The sequence below is a fragment of the Paenibacillus sp. PsM32 genome (assembly GCF_030433815.1).
Taxonomy (GTDB): domain Bacteria; phylum Bacillota; class Bacilli; order Paenibacillales; family Paenibacillaceae; genus Saccharibacillus; species Saccharibacillus kyungheensis.
Genome location: NZ_JARUWY010000010.1, coordinates 87,956 through 104,993, shown reverse-complemented (window position 1 = coordinate 104,993; position 17,038 = coordinate 87,956). Strand labels below are relative to the sequence as shown.

Genomic DNA, 17,038 nt, shown 5'->3' with positions numbered 1-17,038 from the left:
ATCATTTTATCTGTATACAATCATGCTTATAAAAAAGTCTGCATAATCAAATCAATACATTTAATACCGACAAACGGAACTGCCACACCGCCGAATCCATAGATAAACAAATTACGACGTAACAATTTGGTCGAGCTCATTGGTTTATAAGCGACACCTTTCATCGCTAATGGAATCAGAATCGGAATAATGATTGCATTAAAGATCAGCGCAGATAAAATAGCAGACATTGGTGAATGTAGATTCATAATATTCAATACTTGCATCTGCGGAATAGCTACCATAAACATCGCTGGAATGATTGCAAAATATTTAGCAATATCGTTAGCGATACTGAATGTTGTTAAGCTACCACGTGTCATCAATAGCTGTTTACCAATCGCAACCACTTCGATAATTTTGGAAGGATCAGAATCCAGATCGATCATATTGGCTGCTTCTTTGGCAGCTACTGTACCACTATTCATCGCAATCCCCACATCCGCTTGTGCAAGTGCAGGAGCATCATTGGTACCATCTCCTGTCATCGCAACCAATTTACCTTCTGCTTGTTCGCGGCGAATAACAGCTATTTTGTCTTCTGGTGTACTTTCAGCAATATAATCATCTACTCCAGCTTCTTTGGCAATGGTTGCTGCTGTTAATGGATTATCACCTGTACACATAATCGTTTTGATACCCATACTACGCATTTGTTCAAACCGTTCTTTCATGCCGGCTTTGACCGTATCTTTGAGGTAAATCAATCCATAGATTTCCTGATCTACAGCAACAGCAAGCGGGGTTCCTCCGGCAGAAGCAATAGCATCGTTATTCGCTTGCAGATTACTAGGAATATTTCCACCTTGAGAACTGACCCATTTTTTTATCGCATCGACAGCACCTTTACGCACTTTACGTCCATCTGCCAGATCCAATCCACTCATACGTGTCTCGGCGCGAAACTCTATAATTTCAGCACCTTCACTTAATGATTGAGAATATTCCCAATTTTGCTTTTTCATCAATTCTAAAACAGAACGTCCTTCAGGTGTTTCGTCAAAAGCAGAACTAACTGCTGCCCATTCGCCGACTTCTTGTGGTGAATGACCTTCTGTAGGTACAAATTCACTAGCCATCCGGTTACCATACGTGATCGTACCTGTTTTATCTAAAATAATCGTATTGATATCACCTGAAGCTTCAACTGCTTTACCAGACATCGCCAACACATTAAAACGTGTTACCCGATCCATCCCGGCGATCCCGATAGCAGACAACAATCCACCAATTGTTGTTGGGATCAAGCAGACTAGCAAAGCAATCAATACCGGAACCGAAAGAACAATATTTAAATAGCTTGCCATAAAAGGAAGTGTTACTACAACCATCAAAAAGATAATTGTTAAGCTTATCAATACTGTGTTTAACGCAATTTCATTAGGTGTCTTCTGTCGTTCTGCTCCTTCGACTAGACTAATCATTCGATCCATAAATGATTCACCTGGATCGCTTGTAATACGAATAATGATCTCATCACTAATTACCATCGTTCCACCCGTTACAGAACTAAAGTCTCCACCAGCTTCTTTAATGACTGGAGCAGATTCACCTGTAATCGCAGATTCATCGACGGAAGCAAGACCTTTAATTACTTCACCATCGCCGGGAATCATTTCACCCTGTACGACTTTGACAACATCACCTTTACGAAGCTGTGTAGACGATACAGCTACTACTTGCTCACCTTCGATTCGATTTGCAATAATTTCTTTTTGCGTATTTTTCATCGAGTCTGCTTGTGCTTTGCCTCGACCTTCTGCTAATGCTTCAGCAAAGTTCGCAAAAAGTATCGTGAATAACAAAATAATGGCTACTGCTATATTGAATCCTGTTGAAACCGATTCGCCAAAAGCATTCGGTACAAAAATGAGTAATAAACTGATAATTAAACCGACTTCAACTACAAACATTACTGGATTACGTGCCATCAGTTTAGGATTTAATTTGATCACAGATTGTTGTAACGCTTTGGAGATCAAGTCCCGGCTCATCATTGATGATTTACTTTTCATTACATTGTTCCTCCACTTAGCACTTATCTGTATAAATGCTATATATTCGAATTCTATCTATAATTCATTGTGTAACAATTATTTATTTTTCTCATCTTACATCATGAGATGAGTGTATCTGTTTCTTTTTACAACGTTAGCATTTCTGCAATCGGTCCAAGTACAACTGCCGGGAAAAACGTAAGCGCACCGACTAAAATAACAGAAATAATAAACATACCGCCGAACAGTGCTTGATCTGTACGCAATGTTCCGCTTGTTTCTGGAACAGGTTTTTTCGCCATTAATGACCCTGCAACAGCTAACAACGTTACCATTGAGAAATAACGACTGATAAACATAACGACACCGGTCATAATATTCCAAAACGGTGTATTATCGCCTAATCCTTCAAATCCTGATCCGTTATTCGCAGCTGATGAAGTAAATTCATACAACGCTTGTGTTAATCCATGATAACCCGGATTAGAAATCGTATCGGATTGTGTCATCACAGCTATTGCTGTTGGAGCTAATACCAATAAAGGTTGAATCAGCAATGTGACTGCAATCAGCTTCATTTCTTTACCTTCAATTTTGCGACCGAGAAATTCAGGTGTTCGTCCAACCATTAGACCGGATAAGAACACAGCAATAATGGCATACATTAGAATATTTAATAACCCTACACCAGAACCGCCAAATACCGTATTAAGCATCATATTCCCAAGTGAAATCAATCCGCCAATAGGTGTTAACGTGTCATGCATGTTATTGACAGCACCTGTCTCTGAAGCGGTTGTGACGACAGAGTAGAATGAAGATTGTGCTTCACCTAACCGTACTTCTTTCCCTTCCATCGATCCAGACTGATGTTGAATACCTAATTGATTAATCAATGGATTCCCTTGAGATTCACTGACAAGAGACACACTAAGCATGACGACAAACATCATCACCATGGATACAAATAATACTCTACCTTGTTTGGAGTTGCCGACCATTTTACCATACGTAAATGGAAGTGACATCGGTACAAGTAACATCATTAACATCTGTAACATGTTACTGAATCCGCCCGGATTTTCAAAAGGATGAGCAGAGTTGGCTCCAAAATATCCGCCACCATTGTTACCTAATTCTTTGATCGCTAGAAATGATCCTATAGGGCCGGTACCAATCTGTTGCTCTGTTCCTTGTAACGTCTGCGCAGTGATTAAAGTATGCAATGTCTGCGGTACACCTAATCCTACAAATACAATTGCCATCACAAATGCTAATGGTAACAAGATTCGTGTGATTGCTCGTACGAGATCTGTAAAGAAATTGCCGAGTGGCTTACCTGTGATTCCTCTAATAAATGCAATAGCGACTGCAATCCCTGTTGCCGGCGATACAAACATCATAAAGATGATCGCTGTCATCTGTGAAAATAAAGACAATCCGCTTTCTCCACTATAATGTTGTAAATTGGTATTTGTAATAAAACTAATCGCTGTATTAAATGCCAGATCAGGACTCATATTGGTAATCCCTGCTGGATTCATTGGTAAAATATGTTGGAAACGAAAGATCATGTACGTAATCAGCAATATCACTGAATTACTGATCAGAACTGCTCCTGCATACTGTTTCCATGTTTGATTTTCATTTTTGATACCGCCGAACCTGTAAATCCATTTCTCTATCGGATAAAACCAACGATCCAAGCGATTGGGTTTATTTTCAAAAGCATAAGCAATATAATGTCCGGTTGGCCGAGCAATAATTATAGCGATGATAATAGTGACTGCAATTCCGATATATGAAAAGATACTCACGATGTTCTCCCCTGACCCATTAGAATTTTTCTGGATAAATCAATGCATAACATAGATAGATTGTTAATCCACCAATAATAATCCACAGCAGCCAAGTCATCGCTTATTCCTTCTTTCTCCGATAGCTACAGATGCCCATTGCAGCAACCCGCTCAACCCTAAAGTCATGATCACCATTAAACCAATCATCAGTATATCCATCATGTGTGTAAGACTCCCTGCATTCATTTTGTAAGTAATCATTTGCTAAAAAAGGCATAAAAAAAGAAGCCTGGAGAAAAGCAGAACTTTTCCCCAGGCCTCTACAAACACGCACACTTATCGTGTACCTGCCGAGTTGCTGGTTAGGAGTTCTCCCCTATACGCTTACGGAGTTAGCTGTCGGATTCGGGCTGGAAGATCGCCCGTTCCGGTAGATACCGGAATTCACCCCATGTTGTGTAGTAACTGACTCTTCGTATCAGTTATCTTCATCAACGGTTGGTTCCCCCGCTTTTCATATGCATATGAAAATTAAGCGTTGTGACATTGTTAACATATCAAAAAACACAGAGTCGTATTACACTGTGTCAGATCGGCACAAGCTTCACACTTCTCTCCTAATCCACGCTTACGAGGTTAGCTGTCGGATTCGGGCGGTGAGAGTCGCCCTACTGCATTGTCTGACTATACCATGGTTAAGTCAGTATGCAGATTCACCCCAACGATTCACATTCCGGCTCTCACACCGTTTTGTGAAATCGCAATTTGGTTCCCCCGTTTTTCGGTTAATACCGAAAACTCAGCGATCAACAAACATTGGAAACTTCATTTATATCAGTTGCTGAATCGTATTCATCAACTGCCTGCAATGAATAATACGCCTGTCCTTGTCAACTGTAAAGCTGAGAAAAGACGCAAAAAAAGCTGTGAATCATCACAGCTTTCATTTTCAGATAACTATTGAAAAGTTATCTATCTCAGGCTCCTATTTTCTCTCTTTTTCATCGTTTATCTACTTTTTTATTTTAGTTACATGATATTCATCATTGTTTTGCAGTAAATTCTGAAAACGATTATGTCATTTGTTACGCAACATCCTATTATTTTGCCTTGTTATGTCAACCTGTATAAATTTCATAAGCAAAATGGTACAACGTGCTGATGTCTGAATTAAGTTGTTTTCCATTGTTGAAAAATTGGATTCTGACTACATCATAGTAATGTCTGTACCGAGATGATTGGAATGTATATTGTCCTACACCCGGGTTATTAATATAGACAGGCATTGTAAAATTACCATACCCATCCGTAGTAGCTGTTCCAGAAATTACTTTGCCATTTAAAATAGTCGTGATATTGGTAGTTACTATAGCATTCCCTACAGGAGTACCTGTTGCATCAAATGCACGACCGGTAATCACAATATTGCTTTTCACACGCCACTTTTTACCTTGTCCATAATCAATAAATCCATAGAGACCACCATCTGTAGTAATATCGCTAACAGTCACTCTTGAGACATCTGCTGTCTGATAATTAACAGATAATTTGTATGGTTTAGTGAGATCGAATGTCGAAGGTGCTAATACTTGAATATAATAAGTGCCCGCAGGTAATGTAACTTGACCATTGGTATTCTGGGCAAGTGTTCCTTGACTCACTAGATTAGCATTAAATAGCTGTAACTGATATGTTCCATACGTCGAGGTGTTGTCTAAACGCAAATTCATTTTAGACTGAGCTGTCAAAGTGACTTTTGTCCAATCTTCATCAAAGCTGTTATCAATATTCTGTGTACTGACAAAAGGAGCAGCTCCGCGATCTTTGGCTAACCATGGATTATCGTCAGGTTCATTAGCATCATACGTATCCGATGTTACAGCAAATACTGTAAATGGATTAGTTGTATCTGCTCCTTGATAAGAACTCACTCTAATAAAATAATAGCCTGCTTTGGCAATATGACTAAGCTGTTCATATTGAGTCGGCCCTTTGGTAGAAAAAGCTACTTGTTGAATCTGGGATGTCTCTTCATTTAAGTAATACAGTGAAAGATCATAATCAATAGCCGTTGAATTAACTACACTTAAAAAAGAAGTTAATTTGGCAGGACTCGTCACTTGTGTATAAAACCAACGACTTTCCCCTTCTGTAGCGATATAACCTTGATACGCTTGTCCAGTCTGAATCAATAATGCTTGATCAGGTGTTGTGTTCGTGCCATACGTATCTGCTGCTATTGTACTCCGCTGAATAGTAGAAGATGGCAAAGTAATAGACTGAGGCAATTCCTTTTTCTTTATAGCAAAATAATCTTTAGAGCTGGTCAATTCCTTGTTTGGCGCAACAGACTGAACCAAAGGGGTAGGGTTACCCAATTCTTTATGTACTGTTAAAGTCTGCGCCTGAGTATGGATACCACCCCAACTTATGCCTAATGTCACAAGCAACGCCGTAATACCTATTACTTTTGTTTTCAAAATACCACTCCTTTTTCAAATATATGTTATTTATTAGTAAATTATACCTAATTAGAAAATTGATAGTCAACTACATTTTTATCATTTTAGGTAAAAAATAATAAAAAAACAAAAAAAGACTCTGTCGCTTTTGAGCTATACAGAGTCTTTGGGACTGATTGGATATGATTAAAGTATCGTATTAACGTATATGACTGTGCCAGATTTCTTCTTCTTCATCTGTCATTTCGCCTACAATTTTGTGGAATTTCACATATTGAGCGAACGAGTTTTTGAGTAATTGAAATTGAGCAAATGAACCGCTAAATTGCTCTAAAGACACCGATTTGGAGATCGTTTCAATATTGCTAATTTGACAGCCACTATTCAATTCCAATTGCTTCAGATTAGGCAGATCGGCAATCGCTGAAATATCGGAAATACGAGTATCATGAATCGTTAACATTTCTAACTGTTCACATGCTTGTAGACAACTCATATCGGCAAAATAAGCATCTTCAATATGCAGTTTGCGCAAAGATAAAGACTGACTGATCTGTTGCCAGTCTTCCGCTGTCCATGCACCAGGCGAACATACTTTCAATTCCCGTAGTCCTGAAATAGAAGATAAAGCTTCTACAGCTTCCCGGGAAGGTGAAGAAAGAGCCAGAGTCGTTAACTGTTGCATCTTCGCCAAAGGCGCATAATCTTGAATATGTGTATCGGTACAATCTAGATTACATAGATGCGGTAACGTTGCTAAAGGATCTAAATCTTCAATCAACGTCCCTTCTAAATTAACAATTTGCAAATAAGGCAATCCACGTAATGGCGTAAGATCACGAATCGGATTGCGAACAAGATATAATTTTTTGAGTTCTCGACAATTTGCAAGCGGTCGAATATCTTGAATCTCATTTACACTTAAAATTAATTCACGTACCTCATGGCAACGTTCAAGTGGTGTAATATCTGTAAGCTGTTCGCGAATCAAAAAGATTTGATGAGCATGGATAAACTCTTCGACCGTATTTGATTTGTTGATAATACGCTCTTGCCAGTCTTGATCTAATTGTTGGAACCATTCTTGTAACGGAATCTCAGGCTCATCAGAAGGTGTATTGGTTTTGGGTAGATCGGCTAACGCATATGCCTGTGCATCTTTGAGCATACGTGATTGTTCGTTGCGACCATACATCCAATACTTGAATCCATCATCTTCTTCGACAGTGTAATTTCCATGACGCACCGTATCACGCATAAAATGAATAAATTCACCCAGACTACGGGCAATCACATACTTCATTTCTTCATCACGTCCAAAGTTAATCACCTGTCCGACTACTCCATGTTCTGCTGGAGCCAAATCGATCCCTAGATGATTCCCTCCGCCATCATGGCAAAACGGAATCCAGTTGCGGTTGATATACTGCTCTTTGATCCAACCGGATGGAATCGAATAATGATCTCCCATCGTCTGATACTCAGGCTCTAGCTCAGACCATATTTTCCACTCGCTAATCATTTCTTCCAGACTCAAAAATTGCAAACCAAAAAAGAATCCCGGACCACTACGAGACTCCCCATTGTGTATATGATACAGTTCTTTAAGATCATCCGGGAAAGAGACACCTATAGTATGTTCAGCCTGCTCTATTTCTTCATCTCCAACCGAAGCTTTTAATGATTCTTCAAGACTGTTCAATTCTGGTCGTAATATGGATTTGATTTCTTCTAACCATGTTCCGATCATTGTTGTTTCCTCCTGTTCCATGAGGCTTTCTTTGTGCTCATGATCATCGTTCTATGTTAAAGTATACCGTTCCTTATTCCGTATACCTAATTTTGCAAAGATAACATCACCTAAAATATAACAAGTATGAACCGATATTAAAGGTAAAGATCATCATTTATCAAAAAGGGCTAGACCAGTATGTACTTTAGATATAGCTCTAACAACATTAATCGAGCAAAGCGCTTCGTTTAAAAATTAAAATAATTTCTCGTGAACCGCCCTGTGCAAGACTGGTATCAAATGTCGATACAAGCTCCCATCCATCAAATCCATAGGCGTTTAATTGCTCTTGTAGTTCTACATCATCTACTTTGCCACCTAGAAAGCCTCCAGCGTGTAATTTGACTGTACGATATTCCCATTGACTCATTATATTCTTCCTTTCTTTTACCGAAATTCATCTTAGATTATAAGCTTACGACTAAATATACACGATTACGTTTCAGGTTTCAAAACGTTGCCTTACAGTAGTATACTTTTATTTTAAAATAAATAGCGAATAGTGTCCCTTCATTGCACGACTATGTTAAACTTAAATTATCTACTTATTTTTTGTACAGGAACAGCACGACCATACTATTGTGGAGGAATTATACAAGACTCATGACGAAGACAATCGGACTTGTCCGCCATTTTAAAGTAAATAAAGAGTTTCCTCTTCGCCAATTTGTTACAGTGAGTGAACTGATCGCCTGGCTAGAAGAGTATGATATCGCTGATATCCACGATGGTACAACAGATCTACGTGGATTCAATTGGGAGAAATGTTTTGCAAGCGATCTACCGCGTGCGATTAAAACGGCACGGTCGATTTATGATGGCGAGATTACAGTGATGCCCGAGTTACGTGAACTTACACCTCCAAGTTTTAATACGAATATACGTATTCCTTTTATCGGCTGGGGCGTTCTTTTCAAAATGGCTCCATTGCTTAGTCGAAGATATCGCCGCATGATTCGGGAAGTAGAAGCACGCATTAATCGAGCATTAGATGTTATTTTATCTTCAGAAGAAGAGCATATTCTGGTAGTGAGTCACTGGGCATTAATGTTGTATATGCGTAAGCAATTGGTCAAACGTGGATTCAAAGGCCCACGTATGAGACAGGTAGAAAATGGAAAACTACATGTCTTTCAAGCGATCACTGTACAGTCTCCTTATCCGATCAAAAATAAACAAACGCATAATCAATTAGATTAATAACTGGCTGGCATCACACAAATATAGACTATGCTGTTCCTGGAAGATGATAAGGAACAGCATAGTCTATTTGAGTCTAGTGTTGAATTAGGTCTATTGGACATATAGTACATTTTCTATTATTCATTTATCGTTCAGCAATCTATATCTATGCTCCATTAGACTGTATAGCGAATGTTTTATTTCAACTTGAATAAAGGGAACAATACGTTCGGTCAAAGTTTAACTGCATCAGATCTTCTTTGCGGATAAAAAAATGAATAACTCCTGCATCCCACCACATATACCCGATATCATCATCACTTTCTATTTCCAACAGCATCAGCATATCTTCAATCTCCTGATCTGCTTGTTGCTCATTGCCTGCACACTGCTCGATTAACCAGTTACGCCGTTTATCTGTATCATATGTATGCTTACCGGTAAGAATCGCTGTAGCGGCTTCAATATAATCGTCTCCATGCTGGGATACTGGATAACCGAACATTTTGCCAATCATTTCATCAGGGTCAGCGTTGAATTGTTCTTTCCATTCCAGATATTGCTCATCTGATATATCATGATTCACTAACTGATCATAGTCCACATAGCTGTAAGAAGGAAATTCAATATTACCTTGAGCATGTACTTCATACGGTACAAATGGCTGTTCAGCATCCTCTTCCAAAATAGTAGTCTCTTCTGGTTCCCGGTAAGCTATAGATGTCATCTCTTGTTCAGAAATATAGAGGATTTGATGCTCAATTTGATAAGCAGGTTCATCTAAGCCAACAAAAAAGCAAAGTAATCCCTGACGCGGAAAAAAATCAGGTAATCGATCGGCACCAACTTCGTTTGCCATTTGAGCCAGATTTAATTGAGCTACTGAAGTCATATATTCACCATTTTGCGTAAGCGGCCACTTGATATGTTCAGGTAGATCAGGGTAACCACCTATTCGCGAAACCCCCAATTGCTGACTACCCTGTTGTCCGCGTTCCAAGTGAATCACAGGATGATGATATGCTTGTAAATAAGGCTCTAATGCAGACATCTGCTTATCAGCTAGCAACGATTGAATATAATCACCTTGAAATGCTTTTGGCATAGAACTCATCAGTACTCTTCCTTTCTATATCGCAATCATGTCCATCATTAAGGCAGTAACATAAGTAATGCAAATCCTGTTACTGGTACTACAATACCTACGCCAATGCCCACATAAGGATAAGGCGTTTTCCAAAAAGAACGAAACTCTTCTTTTTTTGACTTTTCCTGATTCCAAAAAGTAATCTGACGATCAAAACTACGCATCAATTGTAATGCATCTTGTTCACTACACTCGGACAGTCTTTTTTGTAAAGAAGCATATGCCACATCACGTTCATGTTCTTGTGATTGCGATGAATTCATAGTACTGACCCTCCCCATCCTATATTTAAAATGTATTCAAAATCATATGATCATGTTATACAAAATTTCTTTTATTTACTCCATTTGCGTTGTACCACCCAATAATTCAAAAAGCGTACAAACAAACATGCACTGATAATAATTAAAATATAAGCCGTATCTTTTTCCCACGGTGCAAGTCTATCGATTGTCAGAAAAGGGATCAGTACAATAATACTCATTAGCGATAAGCCTGTATTTTCACGATTGTACTTCTGAAAACGATGATATACTGAACGAAAAATCAACAATATAACGATCAAGGACGAGCAAATTAACGGTAAATATTCTAGCAATATAGCACCTCTTTCATCTCTTGCGATCTAGCCAACCATTTATAGAATATATGGAAATTATAGTATAGCGATCAGAAAATTACAAAAGTTGTTTACGGTTCTGATAAAATTTCTTTACTGCGTTCCATCAATGTTCTTAGCTTCACTTCTGTCGCCGAATCTTCTAAGGGAGTATAAATACTACAGCGCAAATCGGTGTTGCCCTGTACTTGCAATGAAGTAAGATCGAATAGCATTTTGCCTGCTTTGGCATGTCTAAATTCAATCACTACTTCCGGTGCAGAACTGACTTTGCTCTGTTCCCACAAATGATAAAAGTCAGGATATAACTCACTCATCTCTGCGATAAACTGCTCATACCACTCATCATCTACATATTGCCCATAATATGCACGAAAAATTGCTAAAAATCCACCTACAAAATCATCCCAATTGACCGCCAAACGACGAAACTCTTTCCGCGAAAATAATAAACCAATCATATTGCGCCCGGGTTCAGGAATACTTTCAAAATCAAGAAATACATGCTTAGCCGCATCATTCCAGCCAACAATATGGCAATGACGATCTGAAATAATAGTAGGACAGTATTGAAGTTGTTGTAAAATTTTGTACAAAGCAGGTGTAATCGCTGGCAGTTCTTCAGATAAAGGTAGTACTGTTGGACTTTTATCCAATGCTAAAGAAAATAAATATTTACGTTCATCGGCTGTTAACAATAAAGCTGACGCTATATTTTCCAGTACAGAAGCCGAGACTTGAATATCTCTACCCTGTTCTAACCATGTGTACCATGTTGTACTTACTCCTGCTAATTGAGCCACTTCTTCTCTTCGCAATCCTGGCGTACGTCGCCGAATCCCTACGATCAATCCTACTTGTTGAGGTAGAATCTTTGCACGTTGTGCTTTGAGAAAAGAAGATAATGCTTGTAAACGATGTTGTTGATTCACTTGATAACCTCCTTAGAGCGAAGCTAATTTTAATACTCGTTTTTTTGTGCATATTGGTATTCTATTGTTTTCTATTTAAATGATTATTTTAAAAAATATACGATAACCTGTTACTTATTATACTAGGATAAACGGTAACTTGTAATAGGATATTTTGCATGACAGAATAAGGATGTAATAAGACGACATTTAGCGCATTAAATACTAATAGATGGATAGTGCCAAACGCTTAGGAGGATAAAATAATGGAACGAGTTGTGATTACAGGGATGGGGATTGTTTCTCCTTTGGGAAATGATGTAGATACATTTTGGGGAAATTTAGTTAACGGACAATCGGGAATTAGTGCGATTGATGCTTTTGATACATCACGACACAAGGCCAAAATTGCCGGGGTTGTGCGTGATTTTGATGGTGATGCTTTATTTGGACGTAAAGAAGCTAGACGAATGGATCGTTTTGTTCAATTTGCTATCGCAGCGGCTGAACAAGCAGTCTCTCATTCAGGGTTGAATCTAGAAGAAAGCGATCGTGAACGCATAGGCGTCTATGTTGGTTCGGGTACAGGAGGTATCCAATCACTACTTGATCAAGATCATATCTTAATAGAACGTGGCCCTGAACGGGTAAGCCCTACACTCGTACCGATGATGATTGCCAATAGCGCAGCAGCGATGATCAGTATCCGTCTAGGTACATGGGGACCCACACTCTCCCCTGTCACTGCTTGTTCGATTGGCAATACAGCCATCGGTGAAGCGATGCGGATGATAGCTTATGGAGATGCAGATGTGATTATTGCAGGAGGAGCAGAAGCCGCGATCAATGAGGTAGCATTAGCTAGCTTCGGGAATGCGACAGCATTGTCTACACGCAATGACGATCCAACCACCGCAAGTCGTCCTTTCGATCAATCACGAGATGGATTTGTGATGGCAGAAGGAGCAGGGATTGTCATACTGGAATCGCTATCTCATGCTTTAGCGAGACAAGCGACTATTTATGCTGAGGTGATTGGTTACGGAGCCAGTTCAGATGCTTACCATATGGTCGCAACACATCCAGAAGGTCGCGGTGCTCATCAAGCGATGAAATCAGCTTTGCGAAATGCAGGCATTACTCCTGAACAAGTCGATGTTATCAGTGCACATGCCACGAGTACAGGCGTAGGCGATCGTTCAGAGACTTATGCGATTAAGCAATTGTTCGGCGAACAGGCTTATCAGATTCCTGTTACTGCTAATAAATCGATGTTAGGGCATATGCTTGGCGCGGCTGGTGGTGCAGAAGCAATCGCACTGGTTCAAATGTTACGTGAAGGCATTATTCCGCCTACTATCAATTTGCAACAACCCGATGATGACTGTGATCTAGATTATGTACCAGATGTCGCACGAAAAGCCGATCTTCAAATTGGATTATCCAACTCGTTCGGCTTTGGCGGTCATAATGCGGTTATTGTTTTGAAAAAGTATGAATAATCATATGTCTATTAAAGAAGCACAAAAATGATGTCTACATTTATTGAACATATTTGGTAATAATCAATTTGTGCTTATAAGGCTCTAACGCTTCGATAATATTTTTTTTCGTATGTCGTTCAAAATGGTGATTCCATTCGATCATATTCATTAATGTGCCAAATGAAAAGCGATCCTGATCGACTTCAGTTCCTATTTTCTGACGCATAAAACGCAAAATCATTCGCCCATCTCGTACTAATGGAGACGGGGTCAAAAAAATAATCTGCTCTGCCATAGCAAAGCTAAACGTTAACCATTCATAATCCTGCCCCTCAACAATCCACGAGTCTTGCGAGACGATATCCAACAACAATTGCTCTCGCAGGGCAGGTATATTTCTACGTTTCTTTTCTCCCGTACCGTTCCACACTAGATTTTCCAGTGCATAATGAGGAATACCCAATCTGCGAGATAATCGACGTGCCAGATGGGTTTTTCCGCTTGCATGGGCGCCAATAATATGTATCTTCCTTGGTGTCATCTACTTTCACTCCTATTCGCTCGATAGCCGCCCATTTCGCACTTATGTATTACATACTATACTAGCATAGGTTTAGTATAAATCGTTAGAGGTAACCTTTAAAAAAATACCAAGTTCTTGTATGATCTTATTCAAATTCATTCGTATTCTTTATTATGGTTAGACGGTTTGCGTATCTTTTGAATCACCTTATTCGTTTACAAGATATACAACGTTGTAGCAAAATGATTTCCGATCATAAAGGGGGCGCCCCACTCATGACACTTTTACACATTCAACCACAGATAGATTGTCCGGCAAAGCCTATCAACCCAATCAATGAGTATAGTAAAGAACAAATGCTGTCTTTATATAAGTACTGTCTGTCATTGACTGGACATGTTGCAGATGCCGAAGATCTTATGCAAGATACTTTTCTCAAAATACTATCTGCCCGGCAAAAAGGCTTACCTATTTCAGAGCAAGAAGCATATACGATTCGAACAGCTCGCAACACATGGGTTGACACAACGCGTAGAAGAACTTATTTCAACAATTATATTGAACAGTATCCATTACTCCTGAGCGATTCGCCAGCACAACCATGTCCACAAGATATTGAACTGGCTGTACAGCAATTAATGGATCTACTATCCCCCTGGCAACAAGCGGTATTTATGTTGCGCGATTTATTTGGCTATTCAGCGGCAGAGACAGCACAGCGGTTAGAGACGACCGAAGGAGCGGTAAAAGCTGCTCTCTATCGAGCAAGGACAATACTTGCCCAAAACAGTGATTGTAAGGATGAATCTATTCAGTTAGCTGAAGATGCAGAGATATTAATGGTCTTGCATCATTATGTGCATGCTCTCTATACAGGTGATGCAGATCAAATCGTGCAGTTAACTTTGATGCGCATGAACAAAGCGACGCAAGATGTTCATGCTGTTGCAACTAACTTGTTACCTTCTCAGACAGAGCATTCTAGTTCCAGCTTCATCCCTGTCGGCTCTAACGCTGTGCATTCCTTTGCGCTATATCACAAGCAGTCTTATCAGTTATTCTCCTCACAGGTAGGTAAGGCTGCTTAACAAGGAGTGCTTGATATGACAACAATCCCTTATGTCGTAGAACAGACGGATCGCGGAGAGCGCAGTTACGATATTTATTCTAGATTATTGAAAGATCGTATTATTATGGTCTCCGGTGAAGTGGAAGATCAGATGGCAAATGTGATTGTCGCCCAACTGCTTCACCTGGCTGCCGAAGATGAACAAAAAGATATTCAGATGTATATTAATTGCCCCGGTGGTTCGGTCTCGGCTGGGTTCGCTATCTATGATACGATGCAATTTATTAAGCCTGATGTATCAACAATCTGTACAGGGATGGCGGCAAGCTTTGGAGCGATTTTGTTAGTCGGTGGCACAATTGGTAAACGGATGGCTTTGCCCAATAGTGAAATTATGATCCATCAACCACTCGGTGGAGCCAAAGGTCAGGCTTCCGATGTGATTCTGTATGCTGATCGCTTGCTTCGTAGTCGAGCCAAATTGAATGAAATCATCGCTGATCGTAGCGGTCAACCTCTGGAAAAAGTAGCGCAAGATTCAGATCGGGATTATTTTTTAACGGCTGAGGAAGCAGTTGCTTATGGGTTGGTGGATCAGGTTGTGACTCGGGTGTAAGGTAATGTAGTAGAATATAAAAATAAACACTCGACAAACTAGTGATTAGTCTGTCGAGTGTTTATTTAAAGTTTATTGCTACATATGAGATTTATAGTCGTTAGCTATAGTAAAATCAGGTTCTTTATTTTCCAGACAATTATGTATGTGATTACTAAGCTCACTAATATCAATAACGGAACTAATAGATGCATGTAGTAACTGTTGTGGATCAGTACGATTCCAGTCCAATATATAACCATTGTAACGAGCCAAACAACGAATAAACTCTCGTTGCATCCGTCCATTTCCTTCTCTAAATGGATGAATAACATTGATTTCAGCCATATAATGAGCAGCTCGAATAACGAAAAAATCTACTGATTTATCTATTAAGTATTGTTCTTCTTTCAATTGTTGAAATAATTGTTCGATTTGTTCAGGAATATATTGTGAAAGTGCAAAAACAAATCCATCTTTAGAGATATCCTCTGTTCTAAATTTGCCAGCAAATGAATATATATCTCTAAACAAATAATGATGAATATTCTGCATATGCTTGATATCAAAGTGGCCAGCAACTGGATACTTATATAATTCAGCATTACGCAAACTACTCATCATTCGTTCATAACGCTCTAATGTATTGACATCACGAATATTTTCTTTGTTTTTTAGTATATCTGTACCTGAATAGCAATAAGATGATTGCTGATGATTATATCGAGACAACTTTTGCCAACTCCAATGCCATTTTCTTGAATTGTGACTCTGTAATCTGACCTGTCAGCTTCATTTTAATCAATTGTTGTTCATTCTCAGGGAGATACATACCCTCCACTGCCAAACTTGCTTTGGCATTTTCAAGCGCTCTATTTGCTTCTTCTTCGTTAAATTTTCTCATCATGAATCCTCCTTTACTTTGAGTAGCTATATGCATAATTATAGCATTTATAATTAGTATAAACTTCATAATTCCTAAAATTTAAAAGAATATCTTTAGGATTAATACTGCTTTAATTGCATGCATATTATCCATATAGCCACTTACATTAAAACCTGATACTACATCGTTTGATTCTTGACTCCCCATTCGCATAATTCTTCCAAGCCTGGCAAAAGTGATGTGCCTTTAGCTGTAAGACTGTATTCAACTTTGGGTGGAATTTGAGGATATTCTTCTCGTTTTACAATACCATCTGCTTCTAATTCTTTCAGTTGCGCACTTAGCGTTTTGTACGTAATTGCACCGATCTGTCTTTTTAACTCATTAAAGCGAACCGTTTGATTTTCAGACAGAAGATAAATAATGACCATCTTCCATTTCCCACCGATGACTGACAAAGTGTAGCCAAAAGGGGTATCTTGAATATTTTTAATTTTGCCATGATATTCAGTCATACTCATGTATACTACTAT

The 17,038-nt window shown here is 39.0% G+C and carries 18 protein-coding genes and 2 riboswitches; of the genes, 4 read left to right on the top strand and 14 right to left on the bottom strand.

The genetic code is table 11. The features are described from left to right. Nucleotides 1-26: 26 nt before the first annotated feature. The 6 genes from kdpB to QCD85_RS17965 form a co-directional block, all read right to left on the bottom strand. The gene (gene kdpB, locus QCD85_RS17985) at nt 27-2,054 is read right to left on the bottom strand and encodes a potassium-transporting ATPase subunit KdpB (protein ID WP_301263438.1); all 2,028 of its coding nucleotides are present in this window, start codon (nt 2,052-2,054) and stop codon (nt 27-29) included. A gap of 128 nt (nt 2,055-2,182) precedes the next feature. Beyond that, nucleotides 2,183-3,853, bottom strand: a complete 1,671-nt coding sequence (gene kdpA, locus QCD85_RS17980; protein ID WP_301263437.1) for a potassium-transporting ATPase subunit KdpA — start codon at nt 3,851-3,853, stop codon at nt 2,183-2,185. Between the two features lie 19 nt (nt 3,854-3,872). Beyond that, the gene (gene kdpF / locus QCD85_RS23960; protein WP_083243537.1) at nt 3,873-3,953 is read right to left on the bottom strand and encodes a K(+)-transporting ATPase subunit F; all 81 of its coding nucleotides are present in this window, start codon (nt 3,951-3,953) and stop codon (nt 3,873-3,875) included. A 248-nt stretch (nt 3,954-4,201) separates the two neighbouring features. Further along, a riboswitch (cyclic di-AMP (ydaO/yuaA leader) is annotated at nt 4,202-4,383 on the bottom strand. A 62-nt stretch (nt 4,384-4,445) separates the two neighbouring features. Next, a riboswitch (cyclic di-AMP (ydaO/yuaA leader) is annotated at nt 4,446-4,650 on the bottom strand. A gap of 303 nt (nt 4,651-4,953) precedes the next feature. Then, a complete protein-coding gene (locus QCD85_RS17975) occupies nt 4,954-6,315 on the bottom strand; it encodes a carboxypeptidase regulatory-like domain-containing protein (protein WP_301263436.1) in 1,362 nt (453 codons plus the stop codon). A gap of 181 nt (nt 6,316-6,496) precedes the next feature. Further along, nucleotides 6,497-8,047, bottom strand: a complete 1,551-nt coding sequence (locus QCD85_RS17970; RefSeq protein WP_301263435.1) for an SMI1/KNR4 family protein — start codon at nt 8,045-8,047, stop codon at nt 6,497-6,499. Nucleotides 8,048-8,255: 208 nt separating this feature from the next. Then, nucleotides 8,256-8,459 (bottom strand): DUF4177 domain-containing protein, encoded by a 204-nt coding sequence (locus QCD85_RS17965; RefSeq protein ID WP_273616030.1) that lies wholly within the window; start codon nt 8,457-8,459, stop codon nt 8,256-8,258. 233 nt (nt 8,460-8,692) lie between these two features. Here QCD85_RS17965 and QCD85_RS17960 point away from each other — a divergent pair, with 233 nt between their 5' ends. After that, nucleotides 8,693-9,289 (top strand): histidine phosphatase family protein, encoded by a 597-nt coding sequence (locus tag QCD85_RS17960; protein WP_273616029.1) that lies wholly within the window; start codon nt 8,693-8,695, stop codon nt 9,287-9,289. Between the two features lie 184 nt (nt 9,290-9,473). Here the strand turns inward: QCD85_RS17960 and QCD85_RS17955 are convergent, their stop codons facing one another. From QCD85_RS17955 to QCD85_RS17940, 4 genes are all read right to left on the bottom strand, one after another. After that, nucleotides 9,474-10,385, bottom strand: a complete 912-nt coding sequence (locus tag QCD85_RS17955; protein ID WP_301263434.1) for a YwqG family protein — start codon at nt 10,383-10,385, stop codon at nt 9,474-9,476. A 38-nt stretch (nt 10,386-10,423) separates the two neighbouring features. Further along, nucleotides 10,424-10,681 (bottom strand): hypothetical protein, encoded by a 258-nt coding sequence (locus QCD85_RS17950; protein WP_301263433.1) that lies wholly within the window; start codon nt 10,679-10,681, stop codon nt 10,424-10,426. A 71-nt stretch (nt 10,682-10,752) separates the two neighbouring features. Beyond that, nucleotides 10,753-11,016 (bottom strand): hypothetical protein, encoded by a 264-nt coding sequence (locus QCD85_RS17945; protein WP_273616026.1) that lies wholly within the window; start codon nt 11,014-11,016, stop codon nt 10,753-10,755. A 92-nt stretch (nt 11,017-11,108) separates the two neighbouring features. Next, nucleotides 11,109-11,969, bottom strand: a complete 861-nt coding sequence (locus QCD85_RS17940) for a helix-turn-helix transcriptional regulator (protein ID WP_273616025.1) — start codon at nt 11,967-11,969, stop codon at nt 11,109-11,111. Nucleotides 11,970-12,214: 245 nt separating this feature from the next. On the opposite strand from QCD85_RS17940, the gene fabF reads away from it, so the two are divergent. After that, nucleotides 12,215-13,450 (top strand): beta-ketoacyl-ACP synthase II, encoded by a 1,236-nt coding sequence (gene fabF / locus QCD85_RS17935; RefSeq protein ID WP_301263432.1) that lies wholly within the window; start codon nt 12,215-12,217, stop codon nt 13,448-13,450. A 40-nt stretch (nt 13,451-13,490) separates the two neighbouring features. Here the strand turns inward: fabF and QCD85_RS17930 are convergent, their stop codons facing one another. Continuing rightward, nucleotides 13,491-13,973 (bottom strand): DNA topology modulation protein FlaR, encoded by a 483-nt coding sequence (locus tag QCD85_RS17930; RefSeq protein WP_137225016.1) that lies wholly within the window; start codon nt 13,971-13,973, stop codon nt 13,491-13,493. 257 nt (nt 13,974-14,230) lie between these two features. Here QCD85_RS17930 and QCD85_RS17925 point away from each other — a divergent pair, with 257 nt between their 5' ends. Both QCD85_RS17925 and clpP read left to right on the top strand, forming a co-directional pair. Next, on the top strand, nt 14,231-15,043 hold the full coding sequence (locus QCD85_RS17925; RefSeq protein WP_301263431.1) for an RNA polymerase sigma factor: 813 nt from the start codon (nt 14,231-14,233) through the stop codon (nt 15,041-15,043). Between the two features lie 15 nt (nt 15,044-15,058). After that, the gene (gene clpP / locus QCD85_RS17920; RefSeq protein ID WP_301263430.1) at nt 15,059-15,640 is read left to right on the top strand and encodes an ATP-dependent Clp endopeptidase proteolytic subunit ClpP; all 582 of its coding nucleotides are present in this window, start codon (nt 15,059-15,061) and stop codon (nt 15,638-15,640) included. A gap of 78 nt (nt 15,641-15,718) precedes the next feature. Here the strand turns inward: clpP and QCD85_RS17915 are convergent, their stop codons facing one another. The 3 genes from QCD85_RS17915 to QCD85_RS17905 all read right to left on the bottom strand — a co-directional run bounded on the left by QCD85_RS17915 (nt 15,719) and on the right by QCD85_RS17905 (nt 17,026). Then, nucleotides 15,719-16,351 carry a Fic/DOC family protein gene (locus QCD85_RS17915; RefSeq protein WP_301263429.1) on the bottom strand — a complete coding sequence of 211 codons (633 nt, stop codon included), beginning with the start codon at nt 16,349-16,351 and terminating at the stop codon, nt 15,719-15,721. Next, nucleotides 16,338-16,523 carry a hypothetical protein gene (locus QCD85_RS17910; protein WP_273616019.1) on the bottom strand — a complete coding sequence of 62 codons (186 nt, stop codon included), beginning with the start codon at nt 16,521-16,523 and terminating at the stop codon, nt 16,338-16,340. Before QCD85_RS17910 ends, QCD85_RS17915 begins: the two co-directional genes overlap by 14 nt. Before the next feature lie 161 nt (nt 16,524-16,684). Next, nucleotides 16,685-17,026, bottom strand: coding sequence for a winged helix-turn-helix transcriptional regulator (locus QCD85_RS17905; RefSeq protein ID WP_301263428.1), 342 nt, complete (start codon nt 17,024-17,026; stop codon nt 16,685-16,687). Between the last annotated feature and the right edge of the window lie 12 nt (nt 17,027-17,038).

Excerpts from the sequence above, each read along its gene's own strand:
- QCD85_RS17925 (WP_301263431.1), top strand. The coding sequence starts at position 14,231 with ATGACACTTTTACACATTCAACCACAGATAGATTGTCCGGCAAAGCCT.
- QCD85_RS17910 (WP_273616019.1), bottom strand. The coding sequence starts at position 16,523 with ATGAGAAAATTTAACGAAGAAGAAGCAAATAGAGCGCTTGAAAATGCC.
- clpP (WP_301263430.1), top strand. The coding sequence starts at position 15,059 with ATGACAACAATCCCTTATGTCGTAGAACAGACGGATCGCGGAGAGCGC.
- QCD85_RS17965 (WP_273616030.1), bottom strand. The coding sequence starts at position 8,459 with ATGAGTCAATGGGAATATCGTACAGTCAAATTACACGCTGGAGGCTTT.
- fabF (WP_301263432.1), top strand. The coding sequence starts at position 12,215 with ATGGAACGAGTTGTGATTACAGGGATGGGGATTGTTTCTCCTTTGGGA.
- QCD85_RS17960 (WP_273616029.1), top strand. The coding sequence starts at position 8,693 with ATGACGAAGACAATCGGACTTGTCCGCCATTTTAAAGTAAATAAAGAG.
- QCD85_RS17950 (WP_301263433.1), bottom strand. The coding sequence starts at position 10,681 with ATGAATTCATCGCAATCACAAGAACATGAACGTGATGTGGCATATGCT.
- QCD85_RS17930 (WP_137225016.1), bottom strand. The coding sequence starts at position 13,973 with ATGACACCAAGGAAGATACATATTATTGGCGCCCATGCAAGCGGAAAA.
- QCD85_RS17970 (WP_301263435.1), bottom strand. The coding sequence starts at position 8,047 with ATGATCGGAACATGGTTAGAAGAAATCAAATCCATATTACGACCAGAA.
- QCD85_RS17955 (WP_301263434.1), bottom strand. The coding sequence starts at position 10,385 with ATGAGTTCTATGCCAAAAGCATTTCAAGGTGATTATATTCAATCGTTG.
- kdpB (WP_301263438.1), bottom strand. The coding sequence starts at position 2,054 with ATGAAAAGTAAATCATCAATGATGAGCCGGGACTTGATCTCCAAAGCG.
- kdpF (WP_083243537.1), bottom strand. The coding sequence starts at position 3,953 with ATGACTTGGCTGCTGTGGATTATTATTGGTGGATTAACAATCTATCTA.
- QCD85_RS17905 (WP_301263428.1), bottom strand. The coding sequence starts at position 17,026 with ATGAGTATGACTGAATATCATGGCAAAATTAAAAATATTCAAGATACC.